Origin of the sequence: Luteolibacter arcticus (assembly GCF_025950235.1) — a bacterium.
GTDB lineage: Bacteria > Verrucomicrobiota > Verrucomicrobiia > Verrucomicrobiales > Akkermansiaceae > Haloferula > Haloferula arctica.
Window position 1 is genome coordinate 120,010 of record NZ_JAPDDT010000007.1, and the last position, 19,719, is coordinate 139,728.

Genomic DNA, 19,719 nt, shown 5'->3' on the forward strand with positions numbered 1-19,719 from the left:
GGATGGTGCGCGATACTGGGATCGAACCAGTGACCCCCACCGTGTCAAGGTGGTGCTCTACCGCTGAGCTAACCGCGCATATGTCCCCGGACGGGGCCGGGAGAATGGGTAACGAGGTGCGGTGATGCAACCCATTTTTCGGAGAAATGCGGGGCGCTTTTGCGGTGGCGAAAAAGACCCGTAAACAAAAGGGCGGGGAGCCGTAGCTCCCCGCCGTTTGAGACAGTAAACTCAGCGCGAACAGGCCGCTTCGCCCAAGGCGAGGGGATCTGTGCGCGGATGGGGAACCTTAGGCCTTCTTCGCGGCTTTCTTGGCGGCCTTCTTGGCAGCCTTCTTGGCCGGAGCGGCTTTCTTGGCGGACTTGGCGGCCTTCTTTGCAGGAGCCTTCTTTGCAGGAGCCTTCTTGGCCGGTGCCTTCTTCGCGGCGGCCTTCTTGGCTGCCTTCTTGGCAACGGTCTTCTTCGCTACCTTCTTGGCGGCCTTCTTGGCGGACTTCGCGGCTTTCTTGGCGGCCTTCTTAGCAACCTTCTTCGCCGGAGCCTTCTTGGCAGCCTTCTTCGCCGCAGCCTTCTTGGCCGGGGCCTTCTTCGCTACCTTCTTCGCTACCTTCTTCGCAGCGGCCTTCTTGGCCGGGGCTTTCTTGGCGACCTTCTTGGCCGCCTTCTTCGCTGTTTTCTTTGCAGCCATGGCTTTGTGTCGTTTGAGTTCGCGTTCGATGTTTGTTTTCTCTTCCGGGGTCAAAGTCCCGGCGGAGAGGAGTGCGAGGATCGCCTCACCGAGACGACCCCCGAAAGCGTTGGTAAGAAAATCGTGCGCGGCACGACGGACGATGGCGTCCTGGGAAAACGCAGCTTCATAAACATGGGCGCGACCATCGCGCGCACGCTTGACGAGCTTCTTGCGTTCGAGGCTTTGCAACACCGACAGCACTGTCGTGTAAGCCCGGTCCTTTCCGTCGGGGAGGTTCTCAAGTACGGCACTTACCGTAGATGGACCCTCGTGCCACAACACGGACAATGCCTGGAGCTCGAGGTTGGAGGGGTGGGTTGCTCGTGCCATGATTTTTATGGTCGCCGAATTGGTGTCACCATAAAGCTAGTAGTTCACAAATCCGTCAAGTTCAAATTGCCGGATTTTTCGGAACACTTAATAAAAATCCACATGCTGTTTTTCCATCTACGACGTTCATCGTAGTTGATGCCGTACTCAATGTCCTTCGACAGCGGGTCGTTTTACTTCGGGTGCAAGTTTCGATAAGGCATCCCACAGTCCGTCTTCAGAAGGATGTCCGTTGTAAATCACACTGCCTTCAGGTGAGACGAGAACCATCGTGGGAAGGTTCTGGATGCGCAACAAACGCATCAGCGAGTCCTTCTCGCGATCCAACAACCACACGCCCGGTGGCTTGTCGCCGAGTCCCGCGACGATCTCCTTCGCATCCTTCGCTGCATCCGGCGTCGACTCTGCAAGCAGCGATGCGACGGCGACTCCATGCTTCTCCAGCTCCGTCGCGGTGACCTTGAAGTCCGGCATGCTCGCTTCGCACTCGCGGCTCCACGGTGACCAGAAGTGAAGCAGAAGCGCCTTGCGATCGCGCATCAGCGTGGCGAGTTCCAGCGGATCCTTCGCAAGCAACGACGGCAGTTTGATCGAGCCATCGATCTTCACGGTACGCATCGCCTCGTCCAGGCGCATGCGATCGATGTGCGGTGCGAAGGCGCTCGCCTGGCGCGGGCTGAGCCAGAAGGCCTCGGTGATGTGCTTCTTGAAGCCGTCGCGATCATTCTTCTTCAGCGCGTCGATCGCCTCGACGTATTCCACGACGGCGAGCCAGTCTTCCTTCACGGCGAAGATCTCGGACTGCTCGATCTTGAAGTCGTCCTTGCGCCTGAGGAATTCCGGCAGCATCGCGGCGATCTTGTCGTCCTCGCGGCGATCCACGTGGTAGAGGAAGCGCGCTTCGAGGATGGCTTGATCGCTGACGCCTTGCTCGCGCGCCTTCTTGATCGCCGCTTCGAAGGCCTCGGGCGTGCCGCGTTCGGAGATCATGCGCTCCAAGGCGGCGCGCTTTGGTGGCAGCGAGGCGTAGGGGTCTTCCTCCGGCGCGGGTTTTGGCTCAGGCACGGTTTTCGGCTCCTGCGCGAAGCAGGTCGCTGCCAGCAACAGCAGCGCGGCGAGGGATGAGGTCGTGCCGGAGGAAAACATCAGGTCAAGGAATGCGGAGCTTGGTGCCGAGCACCACCGTATCGGACTTCATGGCATTGGCCTTCTTGATCGCCTCGGAGGTGGTGCCGTATTTCGCGGCGATGCGGCTGAGCGAGTCGCCCTTGGCAACGAGGTGGGTCTTGCCACCGGCGGCTGGTGCGGATTTCACCGGGCCGGAGGAGCCGGGGATGACGAGCGTCTTGCCGAGCACGACGGTATCGCTGGTCATGGCGTTGGCTTGTTTGATCGCCGCGGAGGTGGTGCCGTAGCGGCGTGCGATGGCACCAAGCGTGTCGCCTCTCACCACGGTGTGACTCGTGCTGGCGGCCGATGGTGCCGGTGATGAACCAGTAGGTGCGGCCGGTGTTGGCGTGGCCGCGTGGTCTTCATAGGCGGCTTGCCCGTACGTCGGGTTGGCATTGGCGGGTGGATTCACCGCTTGGTAAGGCACGGCTTCAGCCGATACATCACCGGGAACTCCGTAAGGATCGGATGGAGGTGCACCATCGACGGTATCGTAGTTTTCCTCGCCCTTCTTGAAGAGCGAGCAAGAGGCGAGTGTGAAGGCGGCGGTAGCCAGGGCAAGGTAGCGGACGGTGCTCATGGATTCGGTGCGACAGGGATTAACAACGCGCGTGCGACTTGGGAAGCACCGACGCGTCGAACATCAAACGCAGCCGGCATGATGCTTTGTTCAAATGACGATCACGCACGGAAGCGGAAGAAGGCCGATGCGGTTGCTTCCGTTTGAGAGGCGAGCTGTTGGAGTGTGATTCCACGATGCTGTGCGAGGTGCTCGGCAACATGCCTGACGTAGGCAGGCTCGTTACGTTGGCCCCGATGTGGCACCGGCGCAAGGTACGGTGAATCGGTTTCCAACAGGAAGCTATCTGCCGGTACTGCAGTGGCGGTGGCAAGCACATCGGCAGCATTCTTGAAGGTCGCGACTCCACCGAAGGATACGAGGCCACCGAGTGCGATCACTTCGCGGGCATTCGCTTCGGGGCCGATGAAGCAGTGGAACACGGCGCGTACCTTCGCTGCATAACGACGATAGATGGCGAGCGCGTCTTGGAACGAGGCATCGCCCTTCGTGTCGCGGGTGTGGATCACGACGTTGAGGTCGGCTTCAGCCGCGAGTTCGAAGTGCGCATCGAGCAGCAGCCGTTGGCGCTCGCGGAAGGTTTCCTCGGTCCATCCCTCGGGCGCGGGGTGGTAGTAGTCGAGGCCGGTCTCGCCGATGCCGCAGACGCGTGGATCGGAAACGTGAAGCCGCAAGCGATCGATCCCGTCATCGGGAGCTTCATGCGCATCGCAGGGGTGGAAGCCGATGCAGACCGAGACTTCGGGATGGGCTGCGGCGATGGCGAGATTCGCTTCGAGGTCGTCGAGACCGGTCACCAAGGTGACGAGGCGCGTCACGCCGTGGGCTTTCGCCCGTGCGATGAGATCGGGAACCTCCGCCGGAGCGAAGCGATGGCTGGCGAGGTGGCAGTGGGAATCGGTGAGCACTGGCAGGATGATTATTCGTGCAGGTAAGTCCGCGGGCGATACGCCAACGCGAAGGGCACGTAAAGCACCGCGGTGCCCAACATCAGCCAGGTGAAGAAGCGGAAGTACTCCGCTCCCTCGAGCTTCGTTTGGCCGCCGCAGAACGCGGAAGCGGAATAGCGGGTCTCGGAAGTGGTGTTGGCGGTGGAGATGCCCATCTGCGCCTTGCGCCTCTCGAGCCAGCTCGTGGCGCTGCCGGGGCCCTCGGGTTTTTCGACGGAGACGGTGAGCCCGATATCCCATTTGGTACCCGGCTTGCGGTCCGCGCCGTCACTGATCAGGCGGAAGTGGGTCGAGTCGATGATCTCGTAGCGGATGGCATTGCCGAAGATGTCCTTGCCGAGGTCGGCGCCGAGTTTGTCCGGCTCGGGAAGCTGGTCGTTGTTCTTGCGTGCGGCGGTCTCGATCACGGCGGCGGCGCTCTTGAATGCATCGTGACCCGGCAGATCGAGTTCATCGATAGTGCCGTTTTTCAGATGGGCCACCATGTCATCGGCCGGATCCTCGAGCGAAAGTCCGGGCAGCACGACATTGCGCGGATCCTTCCGCCAATCTCCCGGCAGGTTTGCCGTGGCTGCGCCCAACTGCTCCTCGGCGGCACTGGGAATCTGGATGAACTCATTGACCTGGGCGGTCATCTTGTTACCGATGAAGACCGCGGCGAGGTAGCACGCCATGACGAGCGACTTCATGCTCTTGGGTGCCTGGGTGTAGGAGAACTCCAAGCCTACAATGGACACCATCACCTCCGCTGCGGTGATGAGAATGTAAGCGGTAAGCTGCCAGCCGATCGAAGGGCTTTGGCCCTTGTCGATCCATGATTGGATCAAGGTGGACAGGGCGAAGCAGCCCACGGTCAGGAAGAGGCCGAAGCCGATCTTGCGCAGGGGCGTGAGTTTGAAGACGCGATTGATCAGCGGGTAGAGCACCAGGCTGAAGAGCGGGACGAAAAGAAGGATGAGGATGGGGTTCGCCGCCTGGACCTGGGATTCCAGCCAGGTGATGCCCATGAAATTCAGGTTCATCTGGGCAGCCTGCTGGACCCATGAGGATCCGGTCTGATCGTAGAGGCCCCAGAAGACCGCTATGAACAGGAAGAGTGGAATGAGCTTGGCGAGCGCGACCAGGCCTTCGCGCGATCCCAGCTCGCGGAAAAAGGAGGATCCCGCCGGAGGTACATGGACGAATCGGTTTCGACCCATCCAGAAGACCAAGGTCGCGAGCGCCATCAATCCTCCGGGAATGCCGAACGCCCAATGCGGGCCATAGTGCTCAAGCAGCCAAGGGGTGAGAAGGGTCGAGAAGAACGAGCCGAAATTGATCGAGAAGTAGAACCAGTTGTAAACGCGCGTCAGCAGATGCGAATTCTTCGGGCCGAACTGGTCACCCACGTGCGCGGAGACGCAGGGCTTGATCCCGCCCGCTCCGAGGCAAATGAGAATCAGGCCGGTGTAGAGCCACGTCGTCGAACTCCCGGAAGTGCCCATGAGGGCGAGTGCCCCGTGCCCCAGGCAATAGAAGATGGATAGCCAGAGGATCGTGCGGTATTTCCCCAGCAGAACATCGCTGAGGAGCGCTCCTAGGAACGGTGTGAGATAGGCATAGGCCACGAAATCGTGGTAATGCTCCCGCGCGGCAGCGTTCGTCATCGCCGTGCCCGCCTGCTGGTCCATCAGCCACAGGTACTTCGTCATGAAGACCACCAGAATGGTCCGCATGCCATAGAAGGAGAACCGCTCCGCGGCCTCGTTGCCGATGATGAAGGGGATGCCCGGAGGCATCCGGTCGGTGTCGAGAGCGCTGGTGCGGTAGGACATGGTGGGAGACGCAAGACTTGAAGACGCAAGACCCAAGACCAGAGGGTCATGCGTGGATTGCGCGCGAAGCTAGGAAGCAACCTGCGCGCCGTAAAGCTCAGGAAATCGCGGCAAAAGCCGGACCCTGCTCAGCGCTCCAGTCTGGCGTCTGTCGTCTCTTCCTGTCTGCTGTCTCAGATCACCACCTAACGGCAGCAGCGGCCCACGTGAGGCCTGCGCCGAAAACGACCAGCACGACGTGCTCGCCGCGTTTGATGAGTCCGGCGCGGTTCGCTTCGTCGAGCGCGATGGCGACGGCGGCGGCGGAGGTGTTGCCGTACTTCTGCAAGTTCACGAACACCCGCTCGGGCGGCACCGACAGGCGGTCGGCGATGGCATCGATGATGCGGAGGTTCGCCTGGTGCGGCACCACGAGCTTGATGTCCTCCGGCTTCAGGCCGGCGCGCTCGATGACCTTCTCCGCCGATTCCTTCATGCGATTCACGGCGTGCTTGAAGACCTCCTTGCCCATCATCGAGAGGCTGGCGAGGTTCATCCCGGCGTTGTCGATGGTGATCGGGCAGGCCGAGCCACCGCCGGGGATATTGAGCAAGTGGGTGAGCTTGCCATCGGTGCCCATCTCGGTGGCGATGATGGATCCTTCATCCGGAGCGGCGCGGCGCAGGACCGCGGCTCCGGCGCCATCGCCGAAGAGCACGCAGGTGGTGCGGTCGTCCCAATTGATGAAGGAAGAGAGTTTTTCCGCGCCAATGATCAGCGCGTTGGCAAAGGCGCCGTCGGAAATCAGGCGCTTGGCGATCTTCATCGCGTAGAGGAAGCCGGAGCAGGCGGCGGAAATGTCGAAGGCCACCGCGCCCGGTGCGCCGAGCTGCTGTTGGACGTAGCAGGCGGTCGCCGGCGTGAGCGTGTCCGGCGTGATGGTGGCGACGATGATCAGCTCGATGTCCTCTGCCGCGAGGCCGGCTTGTTCGAGAGCCCGCATGCCGGCCTTGGAGGCCATGTGCGAGGTGAACTCGCCCTCGGCAGCGATACGCCGTTCACGGATGCCGGTGCGGCTGAAGATCCACTCGTCCGAGGTGTCGACCAACTTTGCGAGATCGGCGTTGGTGAGGACTTTCTCGGGCAAGTAGCTGCCGGTGCCGGCAATGCAGACCTGGTGCTGCGAGGTGAAGGCGTCGCTCATGAACGGGCGGACTTTGGAAACCGGCCGCCGGGGTGGCAAGTGCGAAGGCTCAGGAAGCGGGGGTGGCTGCCGAAGTCAGGTAGGCGCGGTGGCGGCGCTTTGATCGATCGAGCTGCCACGCCCAGATCCCGAGCCAACCCACCAGAAGAATCCAGGTTGGCACCTCGACTCCGCGATATCTCATGACCGAATCGCGTTCGTTGGTCACCTTTGGGAGCCAGATCGTGGGGATTCCGGGATAGGGTTTGCCCCGTTCGTCATTCCCCCCATAACCCGCCCCCGGCCAGTTTATTTCGTCATTCCATCTAACCCCAACCGCTCCCCACGCCAGCATTAGCATGAGCGAGCCGGACTCAGCGGGAGTGCCGGCCGGGATGGTGGTTTCGTTGGACCAGTCCCGCCACGACCCACGGTGGATGGTGCGGATGATGGACATATTGACGTGTGAATCGATGGTCAGCCAGATGAAGAAGGCTGAGACCCCGAGACCCAGCCAGAAGGCCCGTGAATGGAGGAACCAGGAACGGGGGAGAGAAGGGGAGCGCAGGCGGACGGATGGACTATAACGCGGTCGATTTTCTTCATGCGAATCCAGCCATGCTGGTGTGACCACATCCCGGAGAACCTTGAAGAGGGGGCAAGCGGCTACCCAGCTCAAGCGACTTCAACCATCGGGCGGACTCTTGCAGGGGGAAACGGAGTACCGTCGGCAGTCAGATCGTTCTCCCACTCATCGATGACCTCTTGCAGCTCCCGGGCGACCTCAACCGGATCGTCGCCGTGGACGCCCCCACCGAAAAGGTCGGGGCAGCGGCCGATATAGACCTGATCTTCTTCCGACCAAGCGACCCAGCGGTGATAGATGTCGGTTTTCTTTTTCATTGCCCGGAGTCTTTCGAGGCGTTGAAGACGTTCGCTGAAATTGGGAAGGACGGCAAGCCGGAGGCTTGCCTGTCCAGTTGCACGCCGGAGGCATGCACCACTTTACAAACGTGCCAGAATCGCATCCGCCATGGCGACGGTGCCGACCTTGGTCTCGCCCGCTGCGCCGGTGGCGATGTCGCCGGTGCGGAAGCCTTCGTCGATCGCCTTGGCCACGGCGGCCTCGATCGCGGCGGCGGCGTCGTTCTCGCCGAGCGAGAAACGCAGCAGCATGGCGGTGGAGAGGATCTGGGCGATGGGATTGGCGATGCCCTTGCCGGCGATGTCGGGCGCGGAGCCGCCCGACGGCTCATACATGCCGAAGTAGAGGCCGCCGTCCTTCTGCTTGCCGAGCGAGGCGGAGGGCAGCATGCCGAGCGACCCGGAGATCATCGCCATTTCATCCGAGAGGATGTCGCCGAAGAGGTTCTCGGTGACCAGCACGTCGAAGGAATCCGGGCGGCGGACGAGCTGCATCGCGGCGTTGTCCACGTAGAGGTGGCTGAGCTCGACCTCCGGGAAATCCTTCGCGACCTGCACGGCGGTTTCGCGCCACAACACCGAGGTGGCGAGCACGTTGGCCTTGTCCACGGAGACGAGGCGCTTGCCGCGGCCCATCGCGGCGGTGAAGGCGACGCGCAGGATGCGGTCGATCTCGCTCTGGCGATAGATCATGGTGTCGAAGGCGACCGGCTCGCCATCGCGTTCCTCGCGGCCCTTCGGTTGGCCGAAATAGACGCCGCCGGTGAGCTCGCGCACGCAGAGCACGTCGAAGCCATTCGGGATGAGTTCATTTTTCACCGGCGAGGCGTGGGTCAGCGAGGGCAGGCAGACGCCGGGGCGGAGATTGGCGAAGAGGCCGAAGTGCTTGCGCAGCGGCAGCAGTGCGCCGCGCTCGGGCTGGATGTCGGGTGGCAGGCTTTCCCACTTCGGTCCGCCGACGGAGCCGAAGAGGATGCCATCGCTCGCTTCACAAGAGGCGATGGTTTCCGGCGGCAGCGGGTGGCCGGTGGCATCGATCGCCGCGCCGCCCACGAAGCGCTCCTCGCGGGTGGTGGTGAAGCCGAACTTGGTCTCCACGGCGTCCAGTACGCGGAGGGCTTCGGTCATGACTTCCGGGCCGATTCCGTCGCCGGAGAGAACTGCAATGCGATAGCTGCGAGACATGGGCGGGACGCTAGGAGCCGATTTCCCGGCCGCCAAGCGCAGAGCGTGTCGGGATTTCAGCGGGTGACCGTGCAGGTTCCTTTTACAAAGGGCTGCCAACCGAAAATTCCGAAAGTCTGCGTCGAGTGGTGCCCCGAGATCACCGTCTCGGATATCGAATCACACCCTACTTTCACCCAGTAGTAGCGAGGGCTGCCGTTCACTGTGTCGGCCACAAAATTGATATTGTGGGCTCCCAAGGAATAAGGGGCCAGCGAGGTGCCGTCGCTGGGGTTGACGGTCGTAAACGACGAGGTGCTAGAACCACCGGAGGCGGGAGTGTAAGTCAGGATTCCACTTTTTCCGGTGGCGTCGAAAGCATAGCTCAGCGTCCCTCCGCCGAATGCAAAGGCCACGGTCCGGTCAACTAGCGTCGTCGGGCCGATTGCGCCGGAATGACGAGCCACCGTGAGCTGGTAGAACCCTTGGACGCCCGGTTCGGTCTCAATCGTCGCTTGGGTTGCCGATGCGACCTGGGGATGCGAGAGGATCCCGAGCTGGAGAGATGCGTCTTCCAGTTCGGCCCACGTGCCGTTCGGCAAATTTGACCGGAATGCTCGGAAGATCGTCCCGGTTGTGATGGGAGCGTCGAACTTCCAAATGGCGGAGACTCCGGGGGTGACTTCAAGCTTGCCGAAAGGCCTCACCACTTCCGGCAATCCCTGCGCCAGTTCGTTGAAGGCATTTGCCGCAGGGTCGGTGCGCTCAAAGGTGATCCCGGTGATGGTGGATCCGTTGTCACCGGCATTGATGATGGCATCGATGACCGTGCGGCTTGCGGCATCCGGAATCAGCCCGATGATGCTATGGACATCGTCGTAGGAGGGGATGGTGAGGTTGCCGGTGAAAAAGATTTGGCCGTTGTTGGTGTTGGGGCCGGCATTTGCGGAGGACAGCGTGTATCCGGTGTGGCGCACTGACGGAGTGAACTCATCCTGAAACGTGAAGCCGGACTGGCCGGCGGGAGTTCCGGTGCCGGAGCCGGTCTGCGCGAACTTGTAGGCCGCGTTGTTGAGGGTGCGGAAAAACTTTTCGCCGACGTAGAGAGGGTCAGTGGTTGCGGCACCCGTGATCGGATTCACGCGGCTTCGCGTTCCCTGCGCGAGCGTCATGAAATTCGCGACGGCTTTGGGTGCCGTGGCATGCTGGAGCTCGACGTGGACGGTGCCCAAGGTCGTTTGGACATGGGCGATCAACGCCGCATGCAGCGGACACGCCAGGAAGGTCAGCAGGGTGATTGCCTTCGTCACGCGGCGCATGCCGCCATGAAGCAGGCGGTTCGGCAAGCCCGTTAGTCAGGCGCCCTCGGCTTCGGACGGCTCCCACTCGTCGTAGCGGGGGTCCTTGTCCTCGGATTCTTCCTTCAGCTTGCGCTCCCAGATGTAGCGGCGGAAGAGCACTTTCACCGCGGCGGTCAACGGCACCGCGAGCAAGGCACCGACGAAGCCGCCGAGGATGAGCGACCAGAAGAGCATCGAGAAAATGACCGTCATCGGGTGCAGGCCGACCGAGTCGCCGACGATCTTCGGCGCGGTGACCAGCGAATTGATCTGCTGGACGATCACGAAGATCGCCACCACGCCGCCGACATACGCCCACGGGTTCGAGCCGAGGATGTGCTGGTTCTCCGGGACGCTGAAATGGAACCACGCCAGCACGCAGGCGGGGATGAGGGTAATGATGTTCCCGATGTAGGGGATGATGCCGAGCACCGCCATGATGATGCCGACCAGCAGGCCGAGCGGCAGGCGGAAGGCGGTGAGCGCGAGACCCACCAGCATGCCATCGATGAAGGCGACGAAGACCTGGCCGCGGAAGAAGGAGATCAGGTAGCGGTTGATCTCGGTGAGCGTTTCGACGAGCTCGGTTTTGAAGCGGGAGGCCTTGAGCGGGACGTAGTCGTGCCAGTGCTCCTTGATGGCGGCGCTTTCGTTGAGGATGTAGTAGAGGTAGATCGGCACCATCAGGAAGCCGAGTGCGAGGCCGAGGAAGCCGAGCACCTTGCCTGCGCCGCCTTTGACCCAGCCGACGATTTCATCAATGTAGCTCTTGCCCTGTGCCCAGAGCTCTGTGTCCTGAAGAACAATCGGAGGATCGAGTTGTTTGCGGCCGGCCTCTGCTGCCTCGTCGAGTGAGGCGGTCAGGGTGGCTTTCGGCGCATCGGATTTCGGGTCTTCCGGTGGGCCGAGCAGCGGATCGATGAATGGCTTCGACCACTCGTTCTTGTTCCGGGTGTGGATCAGCATGTCGACGATGATCTCGTCGAAGGGCTTCTTCGCAGCGGCAGGATTCTCTTCCACCGCTTTGTTTTGAGCGTCTGCCGGGGCTGGCTGGCCGGCCGTCGCCTGGTCCACAGCGGCGGGCTCAACGGGCGGCGCGATGGGATCGACCACCGGCGGCGCGGGCTCCCTGGAGGCGGCGATGGCCTGGCGCTGTTCCTGGAACTTATGGATCTGCCCGCCGACCAGCGGGATCATGATGGCGACCAGCCCGGCGACCAGCAGGGTGAAACCGGCGAACACCGAGACGACCGACCAGCGGCGGGAAAATCCGCGCTTCTGGAAAATGCGCACCACCGGATCCAGCAGGTAGGCGACGATGGCGGCGACCGCCAGTGGCACCAGCACCGGCTGGAGAAAGCCGAAGATCTGACCAATCAGCCAGACCATCCCGACGATGAGCGCGCCGAGCACCAGAATCGACACGCCGGTGGCGGCGTTCCATAGGGTGCGAAGCTGAAAGCGAGTAGGGTAGCGGGCCATCGGCAGGACGGTCTAGCAGATCCGACGCGGTGGCGGGATGGGAAAATTCGACCGGTTACGGAATCAGCACCGGGGCCGGTCAGCTCCCTTGCTCGGCAGCGGTCTTGGAGATCTTGTCGAGGACTCCATTGACGAAGCGGCCGGAGTCGGTGGTGCCGAAGCGCTTGGCCAGCTCGATCGCCTCGTCGATGGCGACGGCGGCGGGGACGTTTTGGGCGTGCAGGATTTCCCAAGTCGCCAGGCGCAAGATGGCGCGGTCGACGGGGTCGATGCGTTCCGGTGCGAAATTCTCCACCACGGCGGCGAGGCGTTCGTCGATGGCATCCTTTTCGCGCAGCACCGCGTCGGTCAGGGAATTCGACTCGCGCAGCAGGGTGGCGAGAGATTCCTTCGACTCGCGGAGTTTCGCCAGATCGACCTGATCGGGGAACTTCTCCGGCTCCTCGACCATGCGGACGCGCTCGGAGATGCGGTCGAGGCGGCGGATGCTGCCCGCGATTGGATCGAGTTGGGCGCGCAGGCCGGGGATGTCTTCGAGCGCTTCGAGGAAACGCTTGCGGGTAAAGATCAGGTCGCGATCGGTGCGGAAAAACTTCTCCAGTGTCGGCTCGAAGCGCTCGCTGAAAGCATCGTCATCGCTATCGCGCGGGATGCGGGACAGCTCGATCATGACGGCCGACCACTTGTTCTCGAGGTCGGCGACCTGCTGCAGGGCCATCAAGGTGCGCTCGAGGTCGGGCCGGGCTTTCAGCGTGGCCATGGCGACGGCGAGCCTCTGCTGGAACTCCGCCAAGCGAGCCTCGCGGCCTAGGCTCAGGTGATGCAGCGTCTTCCAAGTCGCCTGCAAGATGGCACGACGGTCCGACTCGGTGACGAACTGCCAGAAGGCTTCGCGGAGCGACGCGGGGTCGGCTCCGCCTTCGAGGTCGGCGCAGTAGAGGAACTGGACTACCGCCTCGCGGATTTGTCGGCGGCTAGGCATTGCGGGAAATGACGCGAGGCATGGTGCGCTCGATCTCGTGGAAAATATCGACCATCGATGCGGCGACCCGGGCGGCTTCGCGGCCGCGGTTCAGATTGGAGCCGATGCAGCGGGCGTAGGCCTGCTTTTCATCCTCCACCAGCAGCACCTCGTGGATGATCGGCACCTTGTGCTGGGTGGCCATCGACATCAGCGACTGGGTGATGGTGCCCGCAATGAGGTCGGCATGGGAGGTCGCGCCTTTCAAGATCACGCCGAGGGCGATGATGCAGGCGGGCGGGGACTCGTTGCGGTCGAGGATATTGGCGATGGTCACCGGGATCTCGAAGGCCCCCGGCACGCGGATGATATCGACGCGGGTCTGGGGCATCAGCTCGCCGAGCTCCTCGACGGTGTTATCCACCAGTGCGTCGGAGAATTGCTCATTGTACTTAGCCGCGACGATGCAGACCCGGACGCGGGGACCGATGATGCGGGGCTTGGGCGGCAAAGCCGAGGACATGGGCGGGGTATGGAGGGCGGTGGGGGAAAAGTCAACGGAAGCAACCGGAGAAAGCCGCGGCGGCCCGGAACGCATTTGAAATGCCAATCACTCCACGTTCTGGACCTGTTCCCGGATCTTCTCCAGCTCGGTTTTTGCCTCCACCACGTGTTGGGCGATGCCCGCATCGGAGGCCTTGGAGCCGATGGTATTGAACTCGCGGTGGATCTCCTGGCAGAGGAAATCGAGCGGCCGTCCCGCTGGTTCATCGCCCGCCATGTATTCGCGGAACTTCCGGAAGTGGGAGTCGAGGCGGGTGACCTCCTCGGAAATGTCGCAGCGATCGGCAAAGACGGCGATTTCCCGGAGCACGCGCTCGTCCTGCAGATCGAGTTCCAGACCTGCATCGCGCAAGCGCTTTGTGAGCACCTCGCGGTAGCGCTCGGGCCGGCCGGGGGCCAGCGTGGTAATGGCCGCGGCCGATTTTTCCAGCGCGGTGAGCCGGGTGGAGAGGTCCTTGGCGAGGTCGGTGCCCTCGGCGGAGCGCATTTCCAGCACCTGCTCGATGGCGACCTCCAGTGCGCGCTCGATGGCGCTCCAGACGGTTTCCGCGGCCAGCCCGCCGTCCTCGATGCGGATGATCCCCGCGGTGCGCAGGAAATCGCCGGCCTCGGGGGCGACATTGCGGCCGGTGTGCCGGGAGATGCACTCGAAGGCGGCCTCCAGTGCGTCCACCATGCGTAAATCCACGCTGACCGGAGCGGGCGCTCCGCTGGAGTGGTCGAATTGGACGCTGACCTGAATGCGGCCGCGGGAAATTGTATTCAGCACCGCGCGGCGGATCCGGGCTTCGAGTTCGCCCAACTCGCGCGGGAGCTGGATGACCACCTCGGCCTGCTTGCGGTTCACGCAGGCGATTTCGACCGTGGCCGTGCCCTCATCCGCCGTGGCCGAGCCCCGGCCGAATCCCGTCATGGAATGCATGCGCGGAGGCTGGAGGGACATTCGGGCCTTGGAAATGGGAAACTGGGCCTCAGAGGTCGGACATCCGCCGCTTTTCCTCGTCGGGAATACTTTCCGGCGGATCGTCGCTTTCGTCTTCGGTGGGTTTCTCGGCGGGCCCTTCGGCAGAAGTTTCGCCTTCTTGTCCGGCCTTCCAGCCCTCTTCGGAGGATGATGGATCCCAAGGTTCGCCGCGGTCTTCTTCCTCGCCGCCTTCCGGCTCGTCGCGGCCCGTCAGCAGACGCTCCATGCGTTCGCGCTCCTCGGCTTCCTCGGCGCGGCGGAGTTTCCGGGCATCCAACCACGCCAGCCAGATGCAGCCCTCGTAGAGCAGGATCATCGGTGCGGCCATCAGGCACAGCGTGAAGGCATCGGGCGTGGGGGTGATGATGGCCGCGACCACGACGATCGCCAGGATGGCGTAGGCGCGGGTGCGGCTCATGGACTCGTAACCCAGCAGGCCGATCTTCACCAGCACCATGACCACCACCGGCAGCTCGAAGGAAAGGCCGAAGAGCAGGGTGAACTGGGTGGCGAAGGTGATGTATTCGCCGATCCGCCAATCATTCGACACGCCGAGCTTCAAGCTCCACTCGTGGAAGAACACCAGTGCCCGGGGCAGCACGAAGAAGTAGGCAAAGGCGACGCCGAAGAGGAACAGGCCGAAACCGATCGCCAGCGCCGGCCACATCACCCGCTTCTCATGCGAGTGCAGGCCAGGCAACACGAACTGCAGGATGAACATCAGCAGCAGCGGGAAGGCGACGATGATGCCGGCGAAGAATGCCAGCTTCATGGAAAGCATGAAGCCCTCGGTGGGCTTCAGCGTGGACATCATCTGGACATTGCCCCGCGGGTCGATGTCGGGGCTGGCACCCTTTTCGAGCATCACTGCCAGCGCCTGGGTCACCACCGGATCGGCCTTGCTGAATTCCAGGAAAGCGGGCCGTTTCTCGACCGGGAGCACTGCCATCGCCCGTAGCATGCGCACCATCTGCACCAGGCGCTGCGTCTTGGCGTCGAATTGTGAGAGAAGGTATTCGCCGCTCTCCGGAGAAAGCCCGATCGCGGCACGCTCAATCTTTTTGGCCTGCTCCCACTCGTCGGGTTTGATCTCCTCGGGCAGGATACCCTTGGCGTGGGTCAGCCAGACCTGCTCGACCGGCTTCTTCAAGATCGCCATCAGGTCGTCTTGAAACGAGAAGCAGACGATCATCGAAATCAGCAATGTGATCACGATGCGCGTGACCATGACCCGCAGATCTTCGAGGTGATCCAGGAAAGGCTTTTCGTTATCCGGGTTCGCCTTGTCCCGCAGTTGGAAAACCTTCTTCAGCAAAAACATCGCCGGTGCGGCGGGATTCAAGGCGTGGCCCGGCCCGGTGGCAAGGGCTCATTCCCCATCGTTTGCCGGTTCCGTCATCCGGAAAGATTGCGGCTCTCCGCTGCGTCCCTGTCCAGTTCCGATGAAACCCGCCATTCTCCTCGCCCTCCTCCCGCTGGTCGCCTCGAGCGCCGAAGGCCCGTATCCCGTTGATCCTGCGTCCGCCCGCCAGGATGGCGTGCCAAAAGGGGTCACCAGCAAGCACACCTTTTCCGAAAGCAAGGTCTACCCTGGCACCGGGCGGACCTACTGGCTCCACGTCCCGGCCCAGTATGATCCGGCGAAACCGGCGTGCCTGATGGTTTTCCAAGACGGCGGCGGCTATGTGAACGAGGGCGGGGCGAACAAGGTGCCCATCGTTTTCGACAATCTCATCGCGAAAGGCGAGATGCCGGTGACCATCGGCCTGTTCGTCGATCCAGGCGTGGTGCCGGCACCGAACGGAGAGAGCCAGCCGCGTTTCAATCGCAGCTATGAGTATGATGCCTTCAGCGGGGACTACGCGCGCTTTTTGGTCGATGAGCTGATTCCGGTCGTCGCGAAGGATTATAAGATCAGTGAGAATCCCGACCACCGCGCGATCTGCGGTGCTTCTTCCGGCGGGATCGCGGCTTTCAATGTCGCGTGGCAGCGGCCGGATGCCTTCCGGCGCGTCTATTCGATGATCGGCACCTACGTCGGGCTGCGTGGCGGCGATGAATTCGCGACGCTGGTCCGCAAGACCGAGCCGAAGCCGCTGCGCGTCTTCCTGCAGGACGGCTCGAACGACCTGAACATCTACTGCGGCGACTGGTGGATGGAGAACCAGACCATGGAGCGCTCGCTGACTTTCTCCGGCTACGAGGTGAATCACGTCTGGGGCGAAGGCCCGCACTCGCATCAGCATGGTGGTGCGATCATGCCCGAGGCCCTGCGCTGGCTGTGGAAGGACTTCCCGAAGCCGGTGGCGGTGAACTACGACGCCTGCCGTAGCCGCGCGAAGGAGATGCTGGTCCCGGGCGAGGAGTGGCAGCTTGTTAGCCAGGGCCATGGTTTCACCGAAGGCCCGATCCCTGCGCCGGACGGTGGCATCTTCTTTACCGATATCCCGAAGAACATGATCCACCGCGTAGCTCCTGACGGCAGCGTGTCGGTCTTCCTCGAAAACACCCGCGGCACCAATGGTCTCGCTTTCGGCCCCGATGGCCGCTTGTATGGCTGTCGTGCCGGGAGTGGGGAGATTGTCTCTTGGGACATCGCCACCAAGGAGGAGAAGGTCCACGCCGCCGGTATCAAGGCGAATGACCTCGTCGTCGCCAATGACGGCGTCATCTACGCGACCGAGCCGGAGAAGAAGTCCGTGTGGGTCATCCGGCCGGGCGAGGAGAAGGTGCTCGGCACCAACCGCTGCAACGGCGTCAACGGCATCACCCTCACGCCCGACCAGAGCCGCGTGGAGATCGCCGATCCGAATGGCCGCTATGTCTGGTCCGCCTGTCGCGCGAAGGATGGCTCTCTAACAAACGTCCAGCCGTACCATCATCTCCACCTTCCTCCGGCCGATCCCGATCCGCGCAGCCGTGCCGATGGCTTGAAGGTCACCCGCGATGGCTGGCTGCTGGTGGCGACCGCGATGGGCATCCAGATCTGCGACCAGCCCGGTCGCGTGAACCTGATCCTGCCACCACCTCCCGGTGCCCGTATCCCATCGAACCTCTGCTTCGCCGGCCCGGACCTGAAGACGCTCTACATCACCGCGGGCGACAAGGTCTTCAAGCGCCAGACCAAGCTCACCGGCATCAAGGCATGGGAAAAGCCGGTGATGCCGCCGAAGCCGGGGTTGTGAGGGAACAGCCCGGATGCAATTGGGAGGTGATCGCTTCCGGGTGCCTCACCTTGTTAGACCACTATCTGCCTTTGATCGTCGATCATGTCCTCGGGTTGGTAGATGCCGACACCGCCACGCGTATCGATGAGCAGCCAGCCAGTGTCCGGCATCAGGGCATCGTAGGCAGCTTCAATCGAATGCTCCAGAATGCCGAAGCCCCGCACCTCGGAAAATGAAAATCCGGGTTGGCTTCTTTGGACGGCGCTCAGGGTGTTGTTGGGCAGGTCCTCGCGGAAACAATCACCGACGGTGTGATAAAGGTCAGCGAGGAATCGCTTCTGACCTTTTGGCCGCTGGATGAGGTCGCAATACCTCTCGGCCTTCCGTGGATCCAGAACGTGCCGAAGGAAATTATCGAGAGCCTCGGTCGCGTTCATTTTCTAGGCGCAACGAATGAATATCGAACAACACGCCCTCACAACGACGGCTTCCAGTCGGAGTCCGATGTCGTGGGCTGATCGAGATTGTCGTCGGCGAAGATGATCTCGCCTTTCAGGCTGCCGAGAATGTCCACACCGGCAATTTGGCAGATGCTTTCCAGAAGTCGAGGTGGTAAGGCCGAACTCCTCACAGCATCCGGCACGGCGTCATCCCGTTGCGGATCGACGCCCATGGTTCTTCCGTGGAGACGTCGCATGGGTCCTCGTCCTTTGCTTCGTCGTCCGGTAGCACGGCGGGCGAGAGGATGGCGTGGAAGACGAGCGTTTCAGGGAAAGGATTATAGGTCGCATGTACCACGCCGGCCGGGAGGTGGGCGATTTCGCCGGGGCCGAGGATGCGGTATTCATCGCCGACCCATTGCTCGGCGCGGCCTTCCACCACGTGGATGATTTCCTCGCGGTGCGGGTGACTGTGGAAGGGATGGCAATGCATCGGCAGCATCGTGGCGCGGACCATCAGCAGCTTTTCCGCGGCGACGAGGTCGGGCCGGCAGAGCCATTCGTTGTGCGTCCACGGGTTGGTTTCGCATTTAGTTTCGCCGGCTTGGATGAAGCGCTTGGGTGACTCGATCATATCGGATCTGCACTTTCGGGAGGGTGGGGGAAGTCGACAAGCTCGGGTAGCACAATTTCCCCTATCGAATATCCACATTTCGTGAACTTGCGAACCCGGTTCGCCCGGTTAGGGTAATGCGGCATGTTTGCCCCTGAAACCCAATTGAGCCGGCGTTCGGTGATTCGCGCCGACGTCAGCGATGACCGCGATTGGCTGAGCGGGAGTCCGGTGTGCGCCTTGCTGGCGCAGCACCACATCGCCCATGCAGGGATCCTGGAGGCCGAGCCGACGTTCGAGATGTCGCGGCCGGACCAGTCCGGGACCTTCATGCTCGCCTGTTTCGGCGGTAGCGGGTTGGTGAAGGCGGATGGCCAGTGGCGAAAGGTCACGGCGGGACAGGCGTGTCTGCTTCCGCCTTTCGTGACCAATGCGATGAAGACGACCGGCCGCGAGCGATGGCGGATGTGCTGGGTTCGCTACCTTGAATCGCGGGAGTCGAATCCCATCGTATCCGCGGCCTCGCCGGTGCTCGGCGCCTATGACCCGCAGCCGCTGCTGAATGCGATCCAAGGACTGCACGCCGAGTGCACCAGCGCGAATGCCCCGGCGATGCTCCACCTGTGGACGGAGCTCATCCATGGCTACGTGCTTCGCTTCGCCCAACCGCACCAGAGCGATGCCCGGCTGTGGAAGCTCTGGGACATGGTGGAAAAGTCGCTCGATCACGCGTGGTCGCTGGAGGAACTCGCGGCGCGCGCCTGCGTCTGCAAGGAGCACCTGCGCCGCCTCTGCCGCGATGAACTCGGCCGTAGCCCGATGCAGCACGTGACCTTTCTCCGGATGCAGACCGCGCGTCACCTGCTGTCCACCACGGATGAGAAGGTGGAGACGATCACAAGGATGGTGGGCTACTCGAACCCGCACACGTTTTCTAACACTTTCAAGAAATGGATCGGCTGGCGGCCGTCGGAGAACCGGCGGTGAAGTGAGGGTTCTCCGGGAGTGAATCACTGACAGCAGAACGTCTAGAAACTTGGCGACCCTGCCCGCGCGACACGTCAATTGCAGCCGAAACGCGAGGACCGAGTTCGCTGAAGCGGGTGGTTAAGCCGCGTTTTCACGGTGTCAATCTGACCGATGGACCTCCCGGGAACAGTTTCGATATGAGCGGATCAGGAAAGCCAAGCTCTACAAACCTCTGCATGGCCTCCTCGATCGCTGCCCTTGTTAGTGGTGCTGGTATCACTGCACATAGCTTCGGCCAAAACGGACTCCACTCGTCAACGCGAGCGTAGAGTCCAGGTTCCCGGGCCGCCCTGTCGCTGACACAGCACTCCAGCAGCGCAGCGTCTTCACCGAGA

The 19,719-nt window shown here is 62.4% G+C and carries 20 protein-coding genes and 1 tRNA gene; 2 read left to right on the forward strand and 19 right to left on the reverse strand.

Annotated features, from left to right (window positions below):
• Positions 1-3 precede the first annotated feature (3 nt).
• From OKA05_RS16500 to tatC, 16 genes are all read right to left on the reverse strand, one after another.
• Positions 4-78 (reverse strand) — tRNA-Val (locus OKA05_RS16500).
• Between the two features lie 211 nt (positions 79-289).
• A complete protein-coding gene (locus tag OKA05_RS16505) occupies positions 290-1,060 on the reverse strand; it encodes a BlaI/MecI/CopY family transcriptional regulator (RefSeq protein ID WP_264488276.1) in 771 nt (256 codons plus the stop codon).
• Positions 1,061-1,207: 147 nt separating this feature from the next.
• Positions 1,208-2,206, reverse strand: a complete 999-nt coding sequence (locus tag OKA05_RS16510; RefSeq protein WP_264488277.1) for a TlpA family protein disulfide reductase — start codon at positions 2,204-2,206, stop codon at positions 1,208-1,210.
• A gap of 4 nt (positions 2,207-2,210) precedes the next feature.
• Positions 2,211-2,810, reverse strand: coding sequence for a lytic transglycosylase (locus OKA05_RS16515; protein ID WP_264488278.1), 600 nt, complete (start codon positions 2,808-2,810; stop codon positions 2,211-2,213).
• A 101-nt stretch (positions 2,811-2,911) separates the two neighbouring features.
• The gene (locus tag OKA05_RS16520; protein WP_264488279.1) at positions 2,912-3,718 is read right to left on the reverse strand and encodes a TatD family hydrolase; all 807 of its coding nucleotides are present in this window, start codon (positions 3,716-3,718) and stop codon (positions 2,912-2,914) included.
• 11 nt (positions 3,719-3,729) lie between these two features.
• Positions 3,730-5,574 carry a POT family MFS transporter gene (locus tag OKA05_RS16525; RefSeq protein ID WP_264488280.1) on the reverse strand — a complete coding sequence of 615 codons (1,845 nt, stop codon included), beginning with the start codon at positions 5,572-5,574 and terminating at the stop codon, positions 3,730-3,732.
• Positions 5,575-5,752: 178 nt separating this feature from the next.
• The gene (locus tag OKA05_RS16530) at positions 5,753-6,757 is read right to left on the reverse strand and encodes a beta-ketoacyl-ACP synthase III (RefSeq protein ID WP_264488281.1); all 1,005 of its coding nucleotides are present in this window, start codon (positions 6,755-6,757) and stop codon (positions 5,753-5,755) included.
• A 49-nt stretch (positions 6,758-6,806) separates the two neighbouring features.
• The gene (locus OKA05_RS16535) at positions 6,807-7,193 is read right to left on the reverse strand and encodes a hypothetical protein (protein ID WP_264488282.1); all 387 of its coding nucleotides are present in this window, start codon (positions 7,191-7,193) and stop codon (positions 6,807-6,809) included.
• Between the two features lie 218 nt (positions 7,194-7,411).
• Positions 7,412-7,639: a type II toxin-antitoxin system HicB family antitoxin gene (locus OKA05_RS16540; RefSeq protein WP_264488283.1), complete on the reverse strand. Its 228-nt coding sequence runs from the start codon at positions 7,637-7,639 to the stop codon at positions 7,412-7,414.
• Between the two features lie 102 nt (positions 7,640-7,741).
• The gene (leuB, locus tag OKA05_RS16545; RefSeq protein ID WP_264488284.1) at positions 7,742-8,845 is read right to left on the reverse strand and encodes a 3-isopropylmalate dehydrogenase; all 1,104 of its coding nucleotides are present in this window, start codon (positions 8,843-8,845) and stop codon (positions 7,742-7,744) included.
• A gap of 56 nt (positions 8,846-8,901) precedes the next feature.
• Complete coding sequence (locus tag OKA05_RS16550; protein ID WP_264488285.1) at positions 8,902-10,170, reverse strand: peptidylprolyl isomerase; 1,269 nt, start codon at positions 10,168-10,170, stop codon at positions 8,902-8,904.
• A gap of 9 nt (positions 10,171-10,179) precedes the next feature.
• Complete coding sequence (locus OKA05_RS16555; protein WP_264488286.1) at positions 10,180-11,646, reverse strand: AI-2E family transporter; 1,467 nt, start codon at positions 11,644-11,646, stop codon at positions 10,180-10,182.
• Between the two features lie 79 nt (positions 11,647-11,725).
• Positions 11,726-12,628: a transcription antitermination factor NusB gene (nusB, locus tag OKA05_RS16560; RefSeq protein WP_264488287.1), complete on the reverse strand. Its 903-nt coding sequence runs from the start codon at positions 12,626-12,628 to the stop codon at positions 11,726-11,728.
• Complete coding sequence (gene ribH, locus OKA05_RS16565; RefSeq protein WP_264488288.1) at positions 12,621-13,130, reverse strand: 6,7-dimethyl-8-ribityllumazine synthase; 510 nt, start codon at positions 13,128-13,130, stop codon at positions 12,621-12,623. Before ribH ends, nusB begins: the two co-directional genes overlap by 8 nt.
• An 87-nt stretch (positions 13,131-13,217) precedes the next feature.
• Positions 13,218-14,084 carry a YicC/YloC family endoribonuclease gene (locus OKA05_RS16570; RefSeq protein WP_264488289.1) on the reverse strand — a complete coding sequence of 289 codons (867 nt, stop codon included), beginning with the start codon at positions 14,082-14,084 and terminating at the stop codon, positions 13,218-13,220.
• 58 nt (positions 14,085-14,142) lie between these two features.
• On the reverse strand, positions 14,143-15,456 hold the full coding sequence (tatC, locus tag OKA05_RS16575) for a twin-arginine translocase subunit TatC (protein WP_264488290.1): 1,314 nt from the start codon (positions 15,454-15,456) through the stop codon (positions 14,143-14,145).
• A 121-nt stretch (positions 15,457-15,577) separates the two neighbouring features.
• Here tatC and OKA05_RS16580 point away from each other — a divergent pair, with 121 nt between their 5' ends.
• Positions 15,578-17,320 carry an SMP-30/gluconolactonase/LRE family protein gene (locus OKA05_RS16580; protein WP_264488291.1) on the forward strand — a complete coding sequence of 581 codons (1,743 nt, stop codon included), beginning with the start codon at positions 15,578-15,580 and terminating at the stop codon, positions 17,318-17,320.
• Positions 17,321-17,373: 53 nt separating this feature from the next.
• Here OKA05_RS16580 and OKA05_RS16585 read toward each other — a convergent pair whose 3' ends face one another.
• Genes OKA05_RS16585 through OKA05_RS16595 form a run of 3 tightly spaced genes read right to left on the reverse strand, consistent with a single transcriptional unit; the run spans position 17,374 to position 18,376 of the window.
• A complete protein-coding gene (locus OKA05_RS16585; protein WP_264488292.1) occupies positions 17,374-17,739 on the reverse strand; it encodes a hypothetical protein in 366 nt (121 codons plus the stop codon).
• A gap of 38 nt (positions 17,740-17,777) precedes the next feature.
• Positions 17,778-17,975, reverse strand: coding sequence for a hypothetical protein (locus OKA05_RS16590; protein ID WP_264488489.1), 198 nt, complete (start codon positions 17,973-17,975; stop codon positions 17,778-17,780).
• Entirely contained in the window at positions 17,930-18,376 is a 447-nt protein-coding gene (locus OKA05_RS16595) for a cupin domain-containing protein (RefSeq protein WP_264488293.1), read from the reverse strand. Before OKA05_RS16595 ends, OKA05_RS16590 begins: the two co-directional genes overlap by 46 nt.
• Positions 18,377-18,499: 123 nt before the next feature.
• Between OKA05_RS16595 and OKA05_RS16600 the strand changes: the two genes are divergently transcribed.
• The gene (locus OKA05_RS16600) at positions 18,500-19,342 is read left to right on the forward strand and encodes a helix-turn-helix transcriptional regulator (RefSeq protein WP_264488294.1); all 843 of its coding nucleotides are present in this window, start codon (positions 18,500-18,502) and stop codon (positions 19,340-19,342) included.
• Positions 19,343-19,719 lie beyond the last annotated feature (377 nt).

Bases quoted from the DNA above. Each gene is read 5' to 3' on its own strand.
- OKA05_RS16555 (WP_264488286.1), bottom strand. From the start codon at position 11,646: ATGGCCCGCTACCCTACTCGCTTTCAGCTTCGCACCCTATGGAACGCC.
- OKA05_RS16525 (WP_264488280.1), bottom strand. From the start codon at position 5,574: ATGTCCTACCGCACCAGCGCTCTCGACACCGACCGGATGCCTCCGGGC.
- ribH (WP_264488288.1), bottom strand. From the start codon at position 13,130: ATGTCCTCGGCTTTGCCGCCCAAGCCCCGCATCATCGGTCCCCGCGTC.
- OKA05_RS16590 (WP_264488489.1), bottom strand. From the start codon at position 17,975: ATGGGCGTCGATCCGCAACGGGATGACGCCGTGCCGGATGCTGTGAGG.
- OKA05_RS16570 (WP_264488289.1), bottom strand. From the start codon at position 14,084: ATGACGGGATTCGGCCGGGGCTCGGCCACGGCGGATGAGGGCACGGCC.
- leuB (WP_264488284.1), bottom strand. From the start codon at position 8,845: ATGTCTCGCAGCTATCGCATTGCAGTTCTCTCCGGCGACGGAATCGGC.
- tatC (WP_264488290.1), bottom strand. From the start codon at position 15,456: ATGTTTTTGCTGAAGAAGGTTTTCCAACTGCGGGACAAGGCGAACCCG.
- OKA05_RS16515 (WP_264488278.1), bottom strand. From the start codon at position 2,810: ATGAGCACCGTCCGCTACCTTGCCCTGGCTACCGCCGCCTTCACACTC.
- OKA05_RS16585 (WP_264488292.1), bottom strand. From the start codon at position 17,739: ATGAACGCGACCGAGGCTCTCGATAATTTCCTTCGGCACGTTCTGGAT.
- OKA05_RS16600 (WP_264488294.1), top strand. From the start codon at position 18,500: ATGTTTGCCCCTGAAACCCAATTGAGCCGGCGTTCGGTGATTCGCGCC.
- OKA05_RS16580 (WP_264488291.1), top strand. From the start codon at position 15,578: ATGAAACCCGCCATTCTCCTCGCCCTCCTCCCGCTGGTCGCCTCGAGC.
- OKA05_RS16530 (WP_264488281.1), bottom strand. From the start codon at position 6,757: ATGAGCGACGCCTTCACCTCGCAGCACCAGGTCTGCATTGCCGGCACC.
- OKA05_RS16595 (WP_264488293.1), bottom strand. From the start codon at position 18,376: ATGATCGAGTCACCCAAGCGCTTCATCCAAGCCGGCGAAACTAAATGC.
- OKA05_RS16540 (WP_264488283.1), bottom strand. From the start codon at position 7,639: ATGAAAAAGAAAACCGACATCTATCACCGCTGGGTCGCTTGGTCGGAA.
- OKA05_RS16505 (WP_264488276.1), bottom strand. From the start codon at position 1,060: ATGGCACGAGCAACCCACCCCTCCAACCTCGAGCTCCAGGCATTGTCC.
- nusB (WP_264488287.1), bottom strand. From the start codon at position 12,628: ATGCCTAGCCGCCGACAAATCCGCGAGGCGGTAGTCCAGTTCCTCTAC.
- OKA05_RS16535 (WP_264488282.1), bottom strand. From the start codon at position 7,193: ATGTCCATCATCCGCACCATCCACCGTGGGTCGTGGCGGGACTGGTCC.
- OKA05_RS16510 (WP_264488277.1), bottom strand. From the start codon at position 2,206: ATGTTTTCCTCCGGCACGACCTCATCCCTCGCCGCGCTGCTGTTGCTG.